The organism is Epilithonimonas hungarica (assembly GCF_900102265.1).
GTDB classification, from domain to species: Bacteria; Bacteroidota; Bacteroidia; order Flavobacteriales; family Weeksellaceae; genus Epilithonimonas; species Epilithonimonas hungarica.
The window spans coordinates 644315-660579 of sequence record NZ_FNBH01000001.1; the positions used below are offsets into that span (position 1 = coordinate 644315).

General features: G+C 36.3%; 15 protein-coding genes and 1 tRNA gene. 9 read left to right on the forward strand and 7 right to left on the reverse strand.

Features of this window, described 5'->3' with window-relative positions; all coding sequences use genetic code 11:
• Positions 1-8 precede the first annotated feature (8 nt).
• From rpsT to BLT30_RS03060, 3 genes are all read right to left on the reverse strand, one after another.
• Complete coding sequence (rpsT, locus tag BLT30_RS03050; protein WP_089871298.1) at positions 9-263, reverse strand: 30S ribosomal protein S20; 255 nt, start codon at positions 261-263, stop codon at positions 9-11.
• 463 nt (positions 264-726) lie between these two features.
• Positions 727-798, reverse strand: a tRNA-Glu gene (locus tag BLT30_RS03055).
• A 60-nt stretch (positions 799-858) separates the two neighbouring features.
• On the reverse strand, positions 859-2142 hold the full coding sequence (locus BLT30_RS03060) for an N-acetylmuramoyl-L-alanine amidase family protein (protein WP_089871301.1): 1284 nt from the start codon (positions 2140-2142) through the stop codon (positions 859-861).
• Positions 2143-2184: 42 nt separating this feature from the next.
• On the opposite strand from BLT30_RS03060, the gene BLT30_RS03065 reads away from it, so the two are divergent.
• Genes BLT30_RS03065 through BLT30_RS03075 form a run of 3 tightly spaced genes read left to right on the forward strand, consistent with a single transcriptional unit; the run spans position 2185 to position 5701 of the window.
• Positions 2185-4806: a putative LPS assembly protein LptD gene (locus BLT30_RS03065; protein ID WP_089871304.1), complete on the forward strand. Its 2622-nt coding sequence runs from the start codon at positions 2185-2187 to the stop codon at positions 4804-4806.
• Positions 4807-4852: 46 nt separating this feature from the next.
• Positions 4853-5233 carry a RidA family protein gene (locus tag BLT30_RS03070; RefSeq protein WP_089871305.1) on the forward strand — a complete coding sequence of 127 codons (381 nt, stop codon included), beginning with the start codon at positions 4853-4855 and terminating at the stop codon, positions 5231-5233.
• A gap of 3 nt (positions 5234-5236) precedes the next feature.
• Positions 5237-5701: a hypothetical protein gene (locus BLT30_RS03075; protein ID WP_089871306.1), complete on the forward strand. Its 465-nt coding sequence runs from the start codon at positions 5237-5239 to the stop codon at positions 5699-5701.
• A 111-nt stretch (positions 5702-5812) separates the two neighbouring features.
• Here the strand turns inward: BLT30_RS03075 and BLT30_RS03080 are convergent, their stop codons facing one another.
• The gene (locus tag BLT30_RS03080) at positions 5813-6196 is read right to left on the reverse strand and encodes an HU family DNA-binding protein (RefSeq protein ID WP_089871307.1); all 384 of its coding nucleotides are present in this window, start codon (positions 6194-6196) and stop codon (positions 5813-5815) included.
• A gap of 270 nt (positions 6197-6466) precedes the next feature.
• Positions 6467-6841, reverse strand: a complete 375-nt coding sequence (locus BLT30_RS03085; RefSeq protein ID WP_089871308.1) for a helix-turn-helix domain-containing protein — start codon at positions 6839-6841, stop codon at positions 6467-6469.
• Between the two features lie 112 nt (positions 6842-6953).
• Here BLT30_RS03085 and BLT30_RS03090 point away from each other — a divergent pair, with 112 nt between their 5' ends.
• The 4 genes from BLT30_RS03090 to BLT30_RS03105 are packed head-to-tail and all read left to right on the forward strand — an operon-like array spanning position 6954 to position 10646.
• Positions 6954-8555, forward strand: a complete 1602-nt coding sequence (locus BLT30_RS03090) for a hypothetical protein (RefSeq protein ID WP_089871309.1) — start codon at positions 6954-6956, stop codon at positions 8553-8555.
• Positions 8556-8567: 12 nt separating this feature from the next.
• Entirely contained in the window at positions 8568-9137 is a 570-nt protein-coding gene (locus BLT30_RS03095; protein ID WP_139166557.1) for a DUF6705 family protein, read from the forward strand.
• A 33-nt stretch (positions 9138-9170) separates the two neighbouring features.
• Positions 9171-9737, forward strand: coding sequence for a DUF6705 family protein (locus BLT30_RS03100; protein WP_307309361.1), 567 nt, complete (start codon positions 9171-9173; stop codon positions 9735-9737).
• Between the two features lie 48 nt (positions 9738-9785).
• On the forward strand, positions 9786-10646 hold the full coding sequence (locus BLT30_RS03105; protein ID WP_089871318.1) for a hypothetical protein: 861 nt from the start codon (positions 9786-9788) through the stop codon (positions 10644-10646).
• An 89-nt stretch (positions 10647-10735) separates the two neighbouring features.
• On the opposite strand, the gene asnB is transcribed toward BLT30_RS03105, so the two are convergent.
• Positions 10736-12397: an asparagine synthase B gene (gene asnB / locus BLT30_RS03110; protein ID WP_089871320.1), complete on the reverse strand. Its 1662-nt coding sequence runs from the start codon at positions 12395-12397 to the stop codon at positions 10736-10738.
• Between the two features lie 497 nt (positions 12398-12894).
• On the opposite strand from asnB, the gene BLT30_RS03120 reads away from it, so the two are divergent.
• A complete protein-coding gene (locus BLT30_RS03120) occupies positions 12895-14181 on the forward strand; it encodes an adenylosuccinate synthase (RefSeq protein ID WP_089871323.1) in 1287 nt (428 codons plus the stop codon).
• A 318-nt stretch (positions 14182-14499) separates the two neighbouring features.
• Here BLT30_RS03120 and BLT30_RS03125 read toward each other — a convergent pair whose 3' ends face one another.
• Positions 14500-15429 carry a helix-turn-helix transcriptional regulator gene (locus BLT30_RS03125; protein ID WP_089871324.1) on the reverse strand — a complete coding sequence of 310 codons (930 nt, stop codon included), beginning with the start codon at positions 15427-15429 and terminating at the stop codon, positions 14500-14502.
• Between the two features lie 252 nt (positions 15430-15681).
• On the opposite strand from BLT30_RS03125, the gene BLT30_RS03130 reads away from it, so the two are divergent.
• On the forward strand, positions 15682-16218 hold the full coding sequence (locus BLT30_RS03130) for a YMGG-like glycine zipper-containing protein (RefSeq protein WP_089871326.1): 537 nt from the start codon (positions 15682-15684) through the stop codon (positions 16216-16218).
• Positions 16219-16265: the final 47 nt, after the last annotated feature.

Consider the following 16265-nt stretch of genomic DNA (forward strand, 5'->3'; position numbering starts at 1 on the left):
CTTTTATATTAATCTAAACTATTTACGTGTTTAGTTAATTTACTTTTTAAGTTAGAAGCTTTATTTTTGTGAATAATGTTCTTCTTAGCTAATTTATCCAATAAAGAGATAACTTTTGGTAACTGCTCAACTGCTACTGATTTGTTTTCTTCGTTTCTCAACGATTTCAACGCTGTTCTTGCAGTCTTGTGGTAGTATCTGTTACGAAGTCTTCTTACTTCGTTTTGTCTAATTCTCTTTAATGCTGATTTATGATTTGCCATATCGTTCAAATGTGGGTGCAAAGATAAAAACTAATTTTTAATTTGCAAACTTTTTTTAAAATTTTTTTAAAATTTATTTTGCCTTTTTGAAGTGAAGTTATGAGCGACTGATCTTTAATTTTGAAGACTAATTGTCTTCGTTTCTCCGTTAAGGCGGTGCAAAAGTAGTAATATTTTTTAATATTCAAAATTTTTCAAAAAACTTTTTTTTAAAGCCGTGATTTTCAGATAAAAAAAATGAAAGCTATTTTTTGATGACTTAAATTTTTGCTTGCAGCTATGATGAACAGAGATGTCGAATCTTTTTGTTTAAAAAGAATTATAGCAATGATTAATATCTATATTATAATTTGCCTGATTAACGCTTGGAGAATAAATCTTTTCTAAAGCCTTGATCAATTTACTAGATTTGATTAAAATCAAAAAAACCATCTGAAAGATCAGATGGTTTTTTTAATTCAAGTAGCCTATAGGGGAATCGAACCGCTGTTGCAAGAAAGAAAATCTTGAGTCCTAACCACTAGACGAATAGGCCATTTGGTTTTTGTGGACTGCAAAAATAGATACTTTATGCTTTTTTAGCAAATGATTTTGTCTATTTCAATTTTTTCTCGATTACTGTATTGGTGATTCCCTTGCTCTCCAATTCTTTTTGAGCGTTGACTGCTTCTTCCAATGTTCTATATTTTCCGCTGGTATAGTAGAAGATTCCGTTTTCTTTGTTTCTTACCATATCAGGAAGGGTTTTCATTATCGTGGATCTGGAATCCAACTTGTCTTTTCCGGCATAGACCTCTAAAGTATAATAACCCATTCCCAAAGCCTGGTTTGGAACAAAACTGATTGCCATAGAGTTACGGAATCCTGCATCTTTAGCCGTTTTCAGATTGGTATCTCTTACAGAGGCATAGTTTGTAGTTCCATAATAATACTTGTAGAATCCATTTTCTTTGATAGGCAGGATGTATTTCAGACCTTTCAGGGCAGGATCCTCGTTGGTGTATTTATTGGGTGTGCTCATCAGTAATATTCTGAAATCATTTTTCAGAGGCTGTTCTACTGGTTTTTCAGGTTCAGGTTCTTTCACGTTTCGGTCAACCAGTTTTTTATAACTTACTATGGCATTATAAATACTTTCCGCAATAGCTTGCTGACCTTCTTCTGTTGAGATGTAATGGGCATCATCATAATTATTGACGAAACCAGTTTCTATTAGGATCGATGGCATCGCATTCATTCGGAGAACGTGTAAGTTTTCCTGTTTTACACCACGTGACATTCTCTTGTCTTTTTTTACGAAATTCTCTTCTACCAACCCACCAATAATAAGGCTGGCTTCCAGATATTTGCTTTGCTGGATTTTAAGGGCGATCAGTGATTCTGGGGAATTTGGGTTGTAAGACGCAAAGTTTTCTTTGTCCTTTTCATCTAGGAAGATCACGTCATTTTCTGCTTTGGCAACATCTAGATTGGCCTTGTTCTGGTTAGGTCCTTGTACGAAGGTCTCGGTTCCTTGCGCTGTTGCACTTCTGCTGGGAGAGGAATTGACATGGACCGAGATGAAAAGGTCTGCTTTACTCCTGTTTGCAAGAGTGGTCCTGCTGGTCAAAGATGGGTATTCATCTATTTTTCTAGTGTAGATTATTTTATAGTCCTTGTTCTTTTCAAGCATTCTTCCTAATTTGAGAACAATACCCAGGGTAACATTTTTTTCCTGTACAGAACCTATGTCGGGATAGTTTCTATTTGCACCAATGTCGCTACCACCGTGTCCTGCATCTAAAACAACTGTAAATTTTTTTTGAGAATAATAGTGACTTAAACCGATAAAAAATGTTAACAGAAAGAAAATTTTATTATAAAATTTGAAGCTGGTCATTTTAATCTTTAAAATTTAATTAATTTTGAACCCAATTTCAGAATGACTGCATTGGCTCGAAGTATTTTCAAAAGTATATTACTAATTTTAAATATCCTAATTTTTAACAATATTTTATCACAAACTGTGCCTAAAAATATTGATGAAAAAAACGATGTTCGAGATTCTATAAGTATAAACAAAGACTCTTTAAACCTAAAAAAAGATACAATTCTTCCTAAAGAACAATTGGAAGATGTTGTAAAAATGAAGGCTGAATATAAAAACAGCTCTTCCATCACCAACAAGCAGACCACACTCCATAAAAATGCCCAGATCATCTATCAGGATATGCAGATAGATGCGGATTATATCAGATTCGAATGGGAAACCGGGAAGATCTATGCTAGAGGAGAGCAAGATGAGAAAGGAAAGATCATAAAGCCGGCGATCGCTACCCAGGCTGGAAAAAAATATGAGTATAACGAGGTCATTTATAATACCAAAACCAAACAGGCGATAGCTTTCAATGCAAGAACAGAAGAAAATGAAGGCGTGATTGTAGCGCAGAAGACCAAAAAATATAATGATTCGGTCTATGTGATGAGCCATGCTATGATGACCACGGATGAGTATTACATAAAAAAGAAGGATTCTTTACCGGATTATCATATCTCTGCGGCTTATATAAAGCTGCTGAAAGGTAAAAACAATTCACAAGTGGTTACCGGCCCCTTTCAGTTTTTCATAGAGCAGGTTCCAACGCCTCTGATTCTTCCATTTGCAATTCTTCCATTTTCGGATAAAAGATCGGCAGGTATTCTGATCCCGAGTTTTGGGGAGCGTCAGGATGTTGGGTTTTTTCTGAATGGTCTGGGGTATTATCAACCGATCGGAGACCACTTTGATTTGAAAATTCTTTCAGACCTCTATACTAAAGGAAGCTGGAATTTGAAGCCGGAACTTAATTATCTTAAAAAATACCGTTACTCGGGGAATTTTGCAGCGGATTATGGTTATACGGTCCGTGGGATAAAAGGTCTGGATGATTATTCCAAAACAAAGACCTTCCGAATAGCGTGGAGGCACTCTCAGGATTCAAAAGCCAATCCTTACTTTACCTTCAATGCCAGTGTGGATATTGTCAGCAGTAAGTTCTATAACAATACTGTCAACAATAACTATATCTTCAATGGAAATGTACTGAATACGACCCAGACATCCAGAGTGAATGTCACTAAAAGATTTTTGGATTTTCCTATAACGATCAGTGCGAGTGCAACCTATAACCAAAATTTTGCAACAGGTAATACAGATATCCGCTTGCCGGATATGACAATTGCCGTCAACCAGTTTTATCTCTTCAAACCGAAAACCGGTGTTAGAACAGGATTATTGGAAAACATCAATGTCAATACAGGTTTTGCGCTTAGTAATTATGTGACCACAACGGAGGGTGCGCTATTCAAAAGACAAATGTGGCAGGACTTGAAAACCGGGGCCAAAAACAATATTTCACTCTCTACTAATACTACTGTTGCTAAATATTTCACTTTTACCTTGTCAGCCAATGCAGATAATGTTTTGACAACAAAAACATTGGAAAAAAGCTATAATCCACTGACTAATCTTGTGGAGGATAACTACAAAAGCAATGTTGCAGGCTATACCACATTCTCCACAAGTGCAAGTTTGCAGACGGTCTTATATGGACAGAAGAACTTCAGCAAGAATTCTCCTATCGTTGCTATCCGTCATATGATAACGCCAAGCCTTAGTTTTAGCTATTCTCCTGATTTTGGCGATAGAAGCTGGGGATATTTCAGGAATTATTCTAATGCCAGAGGAGAGATGACGCCTTACTCTATTTTTGAAGGAGGGATCTATGGGGCACCCTCCTCGGGACTTCAGCAGACCATGGGTTTCAATATCTCGAATAATCTGGAGATGAAAGTAAGGTCTAAGACCGATTCTACCGGTGTGAAAAAAGTAAAGATCTTTGAAAATCTTAATGTTTCCGGAGGTTATAACTTTGCCGCCGAAAAATACAAATGGTCGGTATTCAGCGTCAATGCGCAATCTTCTTTCTTCAATAATAAACTGAATGTCAACACGAGCCTTACTTTGGAGCCTTATAAAATTATTTTTGAGGAAGGAAGTAGTATTGGAACAAGAACGGATCAGTTTGGACACTTTAGCCTTCAGGGGATCAATGTTCAATTGTCCTATCCCATGAGCGAGGCTATATTTGGAAAGAAAGAAGAACTCTCCAAAAAATATAAAAAGAAAGGCGAGATCCGGAACGAGAACTACTTCTTCGATGATGACAATTATGCCCATTATCAGCCAACCTGGAGCTTGAATGTGAATGCCAACTATGCCTATACAAGAGGCTTGTCCAGGGAAGGTACCACAACGGCAACTGTAGGTCTGGACGGAAGTATAAAGCTGACACCCTATTGGAACATCAACGGAAGTACGAGTTACGATGTCGAAAGAAAAGAGCTGGCAATGACAAGGATAGGATTTGCCAGGGACCAGCGTAGTTTTACGATCACGTTCAACTGGGTTCCTTTTGGACAGTACAAAGTCTACGATTTCTTTATCGGGATCAAAGCCAATATCCTGAAAGATGCAGTGAAATACAAAGAGAGAAGTTTCACACAGCCTAACAGCACTTTCTAGGATTTAAGGAAAATTTGTATAGTTTTGTAAAAATTAATTTTTGAAAATGAAGAAGATCATTCATACATCAGAGGCTCCGGCGGCGATTGGACCTTATTCTCAGGCCACTTTGGTCAATGGAACATTGTATATATCTGGCCAGATCCCTGTGGACCCGGAAAGTGGCAAACTGGTAGAAGGGATAGAAAAAGAGACCCACCAGGTCATGAAAAATCTGAAGGCGATTTTAAAGGCCGCCGATATGGATTTTGATAATGCTTTGAAAGCTTCTATCTTTCTTAAGAATATGGATGACTTTGCGGTTGTGAATGAGGTCTATGCTTCTTATTTCAATAATGATCAATATCCCGCCAGAGAGACTGTCCAGGTTTCCTGCCTTCCAAAAAATGTAGATGTGGAGATCTCTATGATTGCGTTCAAGGATTAAAAAATGAATTTTTTTAGGAATACATTTGGTGTTTTGGCCGGCTTGGTCGTTGCTGCTCTCATTATCACATTAGGGATAAAGATAGATTCCTCATGGGTGACCTATAAGCAATTTGCACCTTTTGACCATTGGGAGACGTTGTTGCGGTCGGTTCAGAAAAAAGATTCCTTTTTTGTGGCACTTTTGTTCTTTGGAGGGCTGGGCGTTACTTTTGGTGGTGTGGTTACGGCCATGATCGTGAAGTATGCCAAGGTGGCGTATGCTATTCTGATCGGTTTCATCATGTTGTTCATTGCGATGCTGGATATTATCATTTATCCATATCATCCGGTCTTTTACAAGATATCGATATTCCTGATATTCTTTCCTTTCTCCTGGATCGGTGGTAAAATAACAGAGATCATCTATAAAAGAAGAGAAAAACGGAAAAAGCAATTACTCGCTAAAAATAAAAAACCACAAGCTTAGACTTGTGGTTTTACTTTTAGTAGAACCCGCAGACATAGATGCAGTCATAAAAAACACAAATGGCATGATTACTCACTTAACCAAACAAAACTGCACGATCTGCGGGATTTTCTAAGCTTTTTTCTGGAAAGTTGCCAGCTTCAGGGCATCTTTGATCATCTTGCCCGGGCGGAAGACCGCTTTCACGCTCTTGATGCTGGCTGCGGTAACATTCTTTTCCTTATCTTCTCCTGTGCTGGAACCACCGGCCTGTAACGTGAAGTATTCTCCTACATAGACGATCTTGCCATCTGCAACATCTTCCGCGATCTTGGAGAACGTACTTTCTAATACTGCAAGGATATCTGCCTTGGAAACAGTGGACATTGTACCGGCGTGCCTTGCCAGATCGTTAAGCGTTGTCTTGCCATCTCCTACGATATTGGCATAATACTTTGCTGGTGCGTCTAAATCCCTTGGGTTTTTACGTGGGACTACGTTGAATTTAATTGACATCTTTTTCGTGTTTTTGTTAAAAATTAAAACTTATATAATAGAATAAAAGTATAAAATTTCATCATAACAAAAAGCGAATATCGTTGATCATTTCAATCTGTAGATAAAAATCTACAAATCAATTTAAAATCTTCAAGTTGTTTTGGCAAAAACAACTTGACCTTTTCAATAAAACAACTTGACCTTTTTAGTAAAACATCAAGTTGTTTTTAACCACCTCTGCGGATGTCCTGTCCATAGGGGTTGCAGAAGGGTATTTTTTTGTCTTTGTTACTTCTTTAGAAGACCTTCTATAAGCTTGTTCTGGGACTCTATAAGTTTAGCGATCTGCTCCTGATTTCTCAGGATACTCTCCATAAGTTCAGGTGATTGCATATTTATTACTGGACGATATTGATTTATTGCGGAACTAGAATCGCTGAATTGGTTATCAGAAAATATAATATTATTGGAATCACTTAGTAGGTCATTCATATCCACATCCAACTCTTTTGCCATTTTGCTCAGCAATATGGAATTGGGGATGCTCTTGTCGGACTCTATGTTGGAAATGGTACCCTGTGTCACATCCAGCCTGATTGCCAGATCGTCCTGAGACCAATTTTTGGCCTCGCGGTACCGTCTTACTTTTGTGCCTAAACTCATTTTATTAATATTTTAATCAAAAATATTAAAATATTAATGATATCCCCTTGATTTTTTTTTCATTTTTGTTTTGAGATTTTTTTATATTTATAATCTAAAAACACAAACAACGATGAAAAAAAACTACCTGTTATGGTTTGCCATCCTGGCATTCCTGATCGTTGGCTGTAGGAATGACAATTTCAACGCCAACGAAACTCACAACAACCAGCAAGCTTTAAAATTTCGGGTTGTCCCGAAGTCTGAGATCCCACAGATCATGAATGCCCTGCAGGCAAAGACCAATGATTTCAAAGTTCCTCTGGGTAGCCATTTTTCTACGATGGGGAAAACAGAAACTGTATTTGGGGAGATCAATACCAACTACATTATTGAAACCACAAACGGGACTGATGAGGTATATTACACATTCTCAGTGAGTCCTTATGCAGAATCTGCTTCTGAAACTTATAATCTGGAAGTGAAAACAGATAACACGGATGCTTCTGATGCTAAAGTAGTTGTTTATGAGCCGACAGCAGAATGGCTACTGAATGGTAATAATGATTATCTGACGTTTTCAGGAAACAGGAAAACCTATTCCCTGGATGGGACTCTGGAAAGCACTGTAACCTATCTTGCAGGAATGCCAAATTGTGAACCTCCGACACCATGCCCAGACTGCCCTATAAATGGTGGGGGCACTGGAGGTAATGGTGGAGGAACAGGTGGCGGAAATGGAGGAGGAAATAATGATGGCGGAGGCACTCCAGGAGGAGGATGGACAGGCAATGGATCAGGAACTGATACAGGGACCAATCCACCAACCAACCCGCCCACAAATCCACCAACGAATCCGCCTACCAACCCGCCAACGAACCCGCCAACGAACCCACCAACGAACCCACCGACAAATCCACCAACTGATCCCCCGACAGGTCCTCCTGGTGGTGGGGGTGAGATCCCGAATTGTCATAACGAGTGTTATGAAGATGAAGAGGGCGGGCAAATTTGTGATTGGGTTTGCGAAACTACAGCAGGTGCAAAACTGATAAAGAACTGTCCTAAAAATGGTTCAGAAGGCGGTGGTGGCGGTGTTGTGATCTATGATGAGACTAAAACGCCTTGCGCAAGAAACAAAGCATTATTACAGAATGCAAACGTACAAGCGTCTATAACGCAATTGAAGAACACTGCCGTAAATGGATCTGGAGAAGTGGGCTTCAAAAGCAAGAAAGACGGAACTCCTTCTGCTATAATTACTGGTGGTGCTCATAGTGTAAATTTTGGGGACAAGACAGGTTATGCAGGAGGGTATCATAATCATACCAAAACAGGAATCCCGATGCATTCGCCACCGGATATAGACCAATTGTTAGGTTTTGCAAGAGCGCAAGGAAATTATGGCGATCCTACGCTTGCTTTTGTCGGAATGGTAGCGCCAAATGGAATGCATTATATCATACGTTTTACAGGAACTTATCAGGATGCTTTAACAACTTTTTCACAGGATGAAATAGATATTTTTGAAAAAAATTACCAAACTAGATATAGAATATATAAACCTTCAACTGGGGATATGAATAACGACACAATTGAAATTTTTTTTTTCAAAGCCCTTAAAGATATGGGACTAGATAAAAAAATCGTTTTACAAAGAGTAGAAAATGATGGGACAATAAAAACAATAATAAAAAATAATGATGGAACAATAATGGCTGTTCCTTGTTCTTAAATAATAAAAAACATGAAAAAAATAATATTCTTAACACTTTTTGTTATTTCAATGAGTTGTAAAACACAGGAATACCCCTTAAAAACAGATTACACAGAAGTACCTAATTATTCATATCTAAAGGATATTAACAATGAATTAGATTCATATATTGGTATTTATAACGCTAATTTTCAAGGAAGAGAAATAACCATATTTATTACAAAAGAAATCCATAAACTTTTTGATCAAGGTAAAAATAAATTTTATAAAGATGTTTTATCTATAAAATATGTAATTGTAAATTCTTCTGGAATCACTCTTCAAAATACTCAAAACATGACTTTACCAACACAACAAATAAGGCATACGATTTATAGTCAATGGGCTGAAGAAAATGGAAATCTAATGCTTTTTTATTATGGAGGTACCAACTGCGGAGTTGGATGGGGAAGTATTCATTTGAAAAAGATAAACGCTACTCAACTTTCTTGGGAATATCTACCCAATGATATAATTCTTGATAATAGCCGATGTCCCGCAGGGACAGATATCAATATCTACCTCCCAGAGACTAAAGATTTGATATTTACAAAACAATAATTAAAAAGCCCCAGCAATGGGGCTTTATGTGTGATGAAAAAAATATTATTAATATTTGCCTTAATACTAGGCATCGTGGGCTGCAAAGCCCAAACTTATCCTCTGAATACTTATTATGGAGATGTTCCAGAATATTCTTATATGAAAGACCTGGATAATGTACTGTCACCCTATGTAGGCATCTACAAAGCCACGTATAACGGGAATGAGACTACCTTGTATATTACGAAGGAGGAGAAAATGCTTAAGGTTAATTCATTAAATAAAAAATACTTTAAGGATGTCCTTCACATCAAATATACCGTAAAGAATATCTCAACAGGAGCTATACTGCAGGATACCCAAAATGTAAATACACAGGATAACAAGATTACAAGTATTGGAACCTTAGTTTTTGATAATAATGCTATTGACCTTATACACTACGGTGCAGGCTGCGGGCTTGGAGGAGGAGACATCAAGTTGAAAAAACCATCAGCCAACCAGATCAGCTGGACCTTTTCCCCGGAGTCTACCATGATGCTTCCCGGACAATGCCCCAACGTGGATAGAAAGATCTATCTTCCCGAGGCAGCAAATCTGATATTTACAAAACAATAGTTATCAAGCCCCTGCAATGGGGCTTTTTATGATTATGATGAAAAAACTATGAAGAAATTATTTTTACTACTCTCGCTTTCCTCTTCTCTTATTCTTTTTGCTCAGGAAGATTCTGACGTTTCAATACATAGTAATACGATAATGCCTATTCGTTACGCAAAAGTTACTTTTGAAGGAAAAACCTACTATAAAAATACTGATGAAAAAGGAAGGCTAAAGTTAGATAAAGGAGAAAAGATATCTAAGATAAGTGCAACCGGCTTTGAGGATTTTTTTCCGGAAAATAACCAAAAGGAATATACACTTACAGCTAAAAAATCAATTGAAAGTAAAGGTGATCTTCCAAAAAATAAAATAAAGACAACTATTGGTAAATTATATAAGAAAACAGACCTTTATAGGGGAGCAACAGATGCTGTTTCAACCCAGGTACAATATTTACCTTATAAAAATGATTACCCTGAAACAGCATTCATAAGAAGCATAAGTTTTTTATCATTTTTTTCTACTAAAGCAAAAAAGCAGCCTATCATCCTCCGATTATATAAAAATGACAATGGACAGCCGGGTGAGCTTTATGGGACAACAGATTTCGTAGTAGAATGCAAACCAGGAAAAAGTATCAATAAGGTTGATCTTTCAAAAAGTAATATCATTCTTCCTAAAGAAGGATTATTTATAGGATTGGAATGGATCAACATCCCTGCTACTGTCTTAAAATATGATTACATAAAAAATATTGACGGCTCGTCTTCAAAATCAAAGCAATCTATTCTTAATCTTGGGGTAGCATATGAATCAACAGATGAAGACAATAATTTTTGGATTCTATCTAGTGATGGCTGGAAAAAATCTAAACCTTTGTCCAAGCTCTCCAAAATAAATTTTGAAATAATAATTTCTGATTAAAATAAACTAAATAAATGTGTATTTGAAAAAATAAAAACCACAAACTTAAGTTTGTGGTTTTCGTGTAGTATAGTTAGTTTAAATAAATTTTAATAAGCTGTTTCGTGAACTTTTACAGCACGTCCGCTCGGGTCATTCATCTTTTTAAAAGCTTCGTCCCATTCTAATGCTACAGGTGTAGAACAAGCAACAGATGGAACAGAAGGAACACAACTTGCAGCAGAATCACTTGGGAAATGATTTTCAAAGATCGTTCTGTATCGGTACTCCTCTTTGCTCATTGGAACGTTGATCGGGAATCTGAACTTTGCATTGGCCATCATTTCGTCCGTTACTTCGTCCTCGGCAACTTGCTTCAAAGTGTCGATCCAGGAATAGCCAACACCATCACTGAACTGTTCTTTCTGTCTCCAGGCGATGCTTTCCGGGAGGATATCTTCAAAAGCTTTTCTAAGAACCCATTTTTCCATTCTTTCAGGCGTTACCATTTTATCTTTTGGATTGATGGTCATTGCAACATCCATGAATTCTTTGTCAAGGAAAGGAACCCTGCCTTCGATTCCCCAGGCCATCAAAGATTTGTTGGCCCTAAGACAATCATAAAGATGGAGTTTGCCCAATTTTCTCACTGTTTCTTCATGGAAAGCCTGAGCTGATGGCGCTTTGTGGAAATACAAGTAACCTCCGAACAGCTCATCCGAACCTTCTCCGGAAAGAACCATTTTAATTCCCATAGACTTGATCACTCTGGCCAAAAGATACATTGGTGTAGAAGCTCTGATCGTGGTAACATCATAAGTTTCCAAATGATAAATTACGTCTTTGATGGCATCCAGACCTTCCTGAACGGTATATTTGATCTCGTGATGTACGGAGCCAATATGGTCAGCTGCTTTTCTGGCCGCTGCCAGATCCGGGGAGCCTTCCAATCCAACAGCGAAACTGTGTAGTCTTGGGTACCAGGCTTCCTGCGTATCGCCACTTTCTATTCTTTGTCTTGCAAATTTTGCAGTTACGGCAGCAATGATAGAAGAATCCAAACCACCAGATAGTAAAACCCCGTATGGAACATCACTCATCAACTGTCTGTGTACGGCCTCTTCCAGTCCTTTTCTGATAGCAGCGATATCCGTTTCGTTGTCTTTTACATTTTCGAACTCTGTCCATTCTCTTTTGTACCATTGTTGTAGCTCTTGCCCGTCTTTGCTGTAAAGGAAATGCCCGGGCAAAAATTCTTCAATCTTGTTACAAACGCCTTCAAGCGATTTTAGTTCAGATGCAACATAAAAACTACCGTTTTTATCCCAACCCATATATAATGGAACAATGCCCATGTGGTCTCTTCCTATTAAATACGCATCGTTCTCTTCATCATATAATGCAAATGCGAAAATTCCATTTAATTTCTCAAGAAAATTTTTCCCATCTCTTCTATACAGAGCTAAGATCACCTCGCAATCAGATTGGGTCAAAAATTCATAATCGGGAAATTCAAGTCTTAATTCTTGGTGATTGTATATCTCTCCGTTTACAGCCAAAGCTACTTTTCCATCTTTTGTGAATAATGGTTGCTTTCCGGATGTTGGATCCACGATGGCCAATCTTTCGTGAGAAAAGATAACATTGTCGTGTTGATAGATTCCGGACCAGTCTGGCCCGCGATGTCTTATTTTCTTAGACATTTCCAATATCTGAGGTCTTATCACTTCATTTTTTTGTTTTGTGTCAAACACACATACAATTCCGCACATTTTTTTATTTATTTTCTGTTTTGATTAAAATTATATTGCAAAAATATATTTACTAATTCAAAAATAAAATTATTTTTTGTTTTAATGTTTGAAATTTAATTTATTTTACATTTTTGGTTAAATATTTTCTTTTTATAGGTGGGAAATAGTAATTATTATTGATTTTTTATATAAATTAAAATTTGTAGACTGATTTTTAGATAAGAATAGGCTGGAAATATTGATTTCAGCAAATTTTTTAAATAAATATTTATTTTTTTTATTAAAACTGATTTTTTTTATTTGTAGATTAGAAAAATTGTACGATTTTTGCAACGAAAATTGTATTGTAAATGCGAAATGGTCTTCGGAGCATTTCAAATTGCATTTATGATTTTTTTTCATCATTTGTGTTTTTGCCCTCTTATTCATAGTAAGAGGGTTTTTTATTTTGTATGATTTTGCTAGGCCATATTTATAGTATAACTTTGCAAATAATCTAAAAAAAGTAAAAAAATATGTCAACTTACGTAGTTGTAGGTCTTCAATATGGGGACGAAGGAAAGGGTAAAATCACAGACGTCTTATCGGCAAAATCTGATTATGTGGTACGTTTTCAAGGAGGCGATAACGCTGGTCATACGGTGTATGTCGGTGATGAAAAATTTGTATTGCATCTTTTACCTTCTGGTGTTTTACAATGCAAAGGGAAATGTATTATTGCCAACGGAGTAGTTGTGAATCCAAAAGCTTTTATCAAAGAGATCGAGCAGATCGAGAGCAAAGGACTGAAAACAGACCACGTTTTTATCAGCAGAAGAGCACACGTTATCATGCCTTACCATATTTTGCTGGATACGTATAGAGAAGAAGAACAAGGGGGAACGCAGATCGGAACGACTAAAAAAGGAATCGGTCCTTGCTATGAAGATAAGATCGCAAGAGTCGGGATCCGAATGATCGATCTTCTAAATCCTGAGGTTCTGAAAGAAAAGATCGAAAAGAATTTAAAGACAAAAAATTCACTTTTTGAAAAATATTTCGAAAAGCCAACATTGGATGTTGAGGAAATCTACCAGGAATTTTTAGCTCTGGGTGAAAAACTGAAAGACAGGATTGTTGATACAGAACTGGAGATCAATGAGGCAATCAACGAAGGGAAAAACATCCTATTCGAAGGAGCTCAGGCACTGATGCTTGATATAGATTTTGGAACTTATCCTTATGTAACTTCTTCTTCGCCTTCTACGGGCGGTGTTTGTACCGGGGCTGGTGTCCCACCGACTGCTTTGAAAAATCTTATTGGTGTTGCAAAAGCTTATACTACAAGAGTTGGTAATGGACCATTTCCAACAGAATTGGATAACGAATTAGGAGAAAAGATCAGACAAATCGGTTCAGAGTTCGGAGCTACCACAGGAAGACCAAGAAGAACGGGTTGGTTGGACCTGGTTTCCCTTAAGCATGCTTGTATGATCAACGGAATCAATAATCTGGTCATTACTAAGTTAGACGTCCTTACGGGAATTCATCCTTTGAAAATTGCTACCAAATATAAAACCGAGGATGGAAAAATCATCGACTATTTCACATCATCTACAACCAAATTGTACCATTATGAACCGATCTATGAGGAATTAGATGGTTGGGACGGAGATATTACTAATGCAAGAACTTATGATGAACTTCCAGCAAACGCAAAAAAATATATCGAATTTATCGAAGAGCATTTGGGGATCAACGTTTATTTGGTTTCTGTAGGACCAGAGCGTTCTCAGAATATTATCAGAAAAGAATTATTTTAATATTAATAATTTTCTACTCTATAAAAATAAAATCCAGAATCTAATTCTGGATTTTTCATTTGTGTTTTTGCCTTTCCAAGAAAAATAAAAACTTCCTTGGTTCTGAAAATTGCATCTATTTTTCAGAGCATTCGTGTTTTAGAGTTTTTATGCTTTTGATTTTTGTCTTGTTTGACGGTGCAATAATATAAATTCTTCAAAACAGGAAAAAGAAATCTTCAGTTTATCTGTTTACTTATATATACTCACGGTATTTGAATTTCTTAATTTTTAATTTAATTATTTGAAAATCAAATAAGTTTATTTGTAAAACAGTATTTAGAAATTATTGATGATATAAAGGTTAATGTCAGTTTCAGAAGGTAAATTAAGCTTTCTGCGGATCCTGTACTTCTTGTTTTCGATAGCTCTGATGGTGGAATTGGTCGCTGTTGCGATCTCTTTTGTGCTGAGATTGAGTTTGAGTAAGGCGCATACTTCTAATTCTGTCGAAATAAGATTAGGAGAAATTGCTAGGATTTTATCAAAAAAATCAGGAAATTGGGATTTAAAATAAGTAATGAAAAGTGAATTTTTACTCATTGCCAAATCATACAATTCACCTGAAAAATTGATCTTGTCTGTTTTCTGAATAATATTATTCAGTCTTTCTTTCTCTACATAGTATTTTACAAGAATACGTTCTTTGCGATATATAAAATACATGCCAATAAAAGTGCAAAAAGATATTTCAAATATTTTATAGATCCTGACATACCATTGTTGTTTTAAAGTAAGATTGACACTGAAAAATTGGCTTAAATAATAATTTGTTCCGGCATTGATCAAAAACCAAATAAGATATGAAACAACCAGGAAAAATATGAACCATCTGTCCCGGATATGGTCAAAGAAAAAAGAGAGTGCTATAGTAAGGGAAACATATGAAAGGTAATTCATACAGCCTTCTCCAGAAATGGTATCGAAATAAAAAATAAAAAAACCGAGAGAGAAAAAAAGCAAAAAAAGCAGATTGCTATTGAACCTGATCCTGTCAGGAAAAAATAATGTTCCTAACATAAATAGGGCAGCCATTGCGAAAATTAAAAGGCTGTCATACTGCTCAAGAACAATATTTAGAACGATATTGCAAGCTAATAGTAATACAAGGGTCAAAGTATAAACGTCAAACAAGATGCTCTTCTCATATTCCATCTCATTTTTTGCAAGATCTCTTTTTTTAGCTAATATAGAAGCTATTTGGTTCATTTAGGTTATGTGGTTTTTCTTGATAAATAATTCATAAGTGTAAATCAATATTTTTATTAATTCCACTCAAAGTCAATTAATGATAAAATTGCTTTCCAATGTTTATATTCAGCCAAATTTACTCAGTTTTTTTAATTGAATTTATATTCGTTTAAATGCGATTAACAAATTTTAACTTTTTATAATCCGTTTTGGAATCAAAATTGAAAATGACTAAGTAATAATTCACATTTTGTGAAAAAATAAAAGGTTATGAAAAACTTATTTTTAACAGGAGCAAGTATCATTTTATTATTATCCTCATGTAATAAAGATGAGAAATTACAAACAGCTTCTTTGGAACAACAAAAACTGGATTATCAAGCAAGACAGATTGATATTGAGAAACAAAAATTAGCAATAGAAAAAGAGAAGATCAATTTTGAAAGACAAAAAGATAGTCTCAATAAAGTTGAAGCGGAGAAAGAGCAGGAAAGAAAAGCAGAGGCTAATCGTGTTCCCAGAAAAAGGACTACAAGAAGTTCTTCTTCTGGAAGTGTTGCAAATAACTCGTCTTCAGCTTCCAGTGGTTCAAACACAGCTGCCACAACCACAACAGCTCAGAAAAAAGGTTGGAGTAGTGCTGCAAAAGGCACAGTTATTGGTACAGTTGGTGGAGCAGCGGCTGGAGCAATTATCTCCAAAAAGAATCCAGGTCTTGGTGCTGTGATCGGGGGTGTTGCAGGTGGTGCAACGGGTTACACGATTGGACGGGCAGAGGACAGAAAATCGGGTAGAGTACAGAAGTAAATTTTCTTCATATATATTTTAACACGGAAAGATTGCTTATTTTTGGT

Excerpts from the sequence above, each read along its gene's own strand:
- BLT30_RS03070 (WP_089871305.1), top strand. The coding sequence starts at position 4,853 with ATGAAGAAGATCATTCATACATCAGAGGCTCCGGCGGCGATTGGACCT.
- BLT30_RS03065 (WP_089871304.1), top strand. The coding sequence starts at position 2,185 with ATGACTGCATTGGCTCGAAGTATTTTCAAAAGTATATTACTAATTTTA.
- BLT30_RS03100 (WP_307309361.1), top strand. The coding sequence starts at position 9,171 with ATGAAAAAAATATTATTAATATTTGCCTTAATACTAGGCATCGTGGGC.
- BLT30_RS03085 (WP_089871308.1), bottom strand. The coding sequence starts at position 6,841 with ATGAGTTTAGGCACAAAAGTAAGACGGTACCGCGAGGCCAAAAATTGG.
- BLT30_RS03090 (WP_089871309.1), top strand. The coding sequence starts at position 6,954 with ATGAAAAAAAACTACCTGTTATGGTTTGCCATCCTGGCATTCCTGATC.
- BLT30_RS03120 (WP_089871323.1), top strand. The coding sequence starts at position 12,895 with ATGTCAACTTACGTAGTTGTAGGTCTTCAATATGGGGACGAAGGAAAG.
- BLT30_RS03095 (WP_139166557.1), top strand. The coding sequence starts at position 8,568 with ATGAAAAAAATAATATTCTTAACACTTTTTGTTATTTCAATGAGTTGT.
- rpsT (WP_089871298.1), bottom strand. The coding sequence starts at position 263 with ATGGCAAATCATAAATCAGCATTAAAGAGAATTAGACAAAACGAAGTA.
- BLT30_RS03080 (WP_089871307.1), bottom strand. The coding sequence starts at position 6,196 with ATGTCAATTAAATTCAACGTAGTCCCACGTAAAAACCCAAGGGATTTA.
- BLT30_RS03105 (WP_089871318.1), top strand. The coding sequence starts at position 9,786 with ATGAAGAAATTATTTTTACTACTCTCGCTTTCCTCTTCTCTTATTCTT.
- BLT30_RS03125 (WP_089871324.1), bottom strand. The coding sequence starts at position 15,429 with ATGAACCAAATAGCTTCTATATTAGCTAAAAAAAGAGATCTTGCAAAA.
- asnB (WP_089871320.1), bottom strand. The coding sequence starts at position 12,397 with ATGTGCGGAATTGTATGTGTGTTTGACACAAAACAAAAAAATGAAGTG.
- BLT30_RS03075 (WP_089871306.1), top strand. The coding sequence starts at position 5,237 with ATGAATTTTTTTAGGAATACATTTGGTGTTTTGGCCGGCTTGGTCGTT.
- BLT30_RS03060 (WP_089871301.1), bottom strand. The coding sequence starts at position 2,142 with ATGACCAGCTTCAAATTTTATAATAAAATTTTCTTTCTGTTAACATTT.
- BLT30_RS03130 (WP_089871326.1), top strand. The coding sequence starts at position 15,682 with ATGAAAAACTTATTTTTAACAGGAGCAAGTATCATTTTATTATTATCC.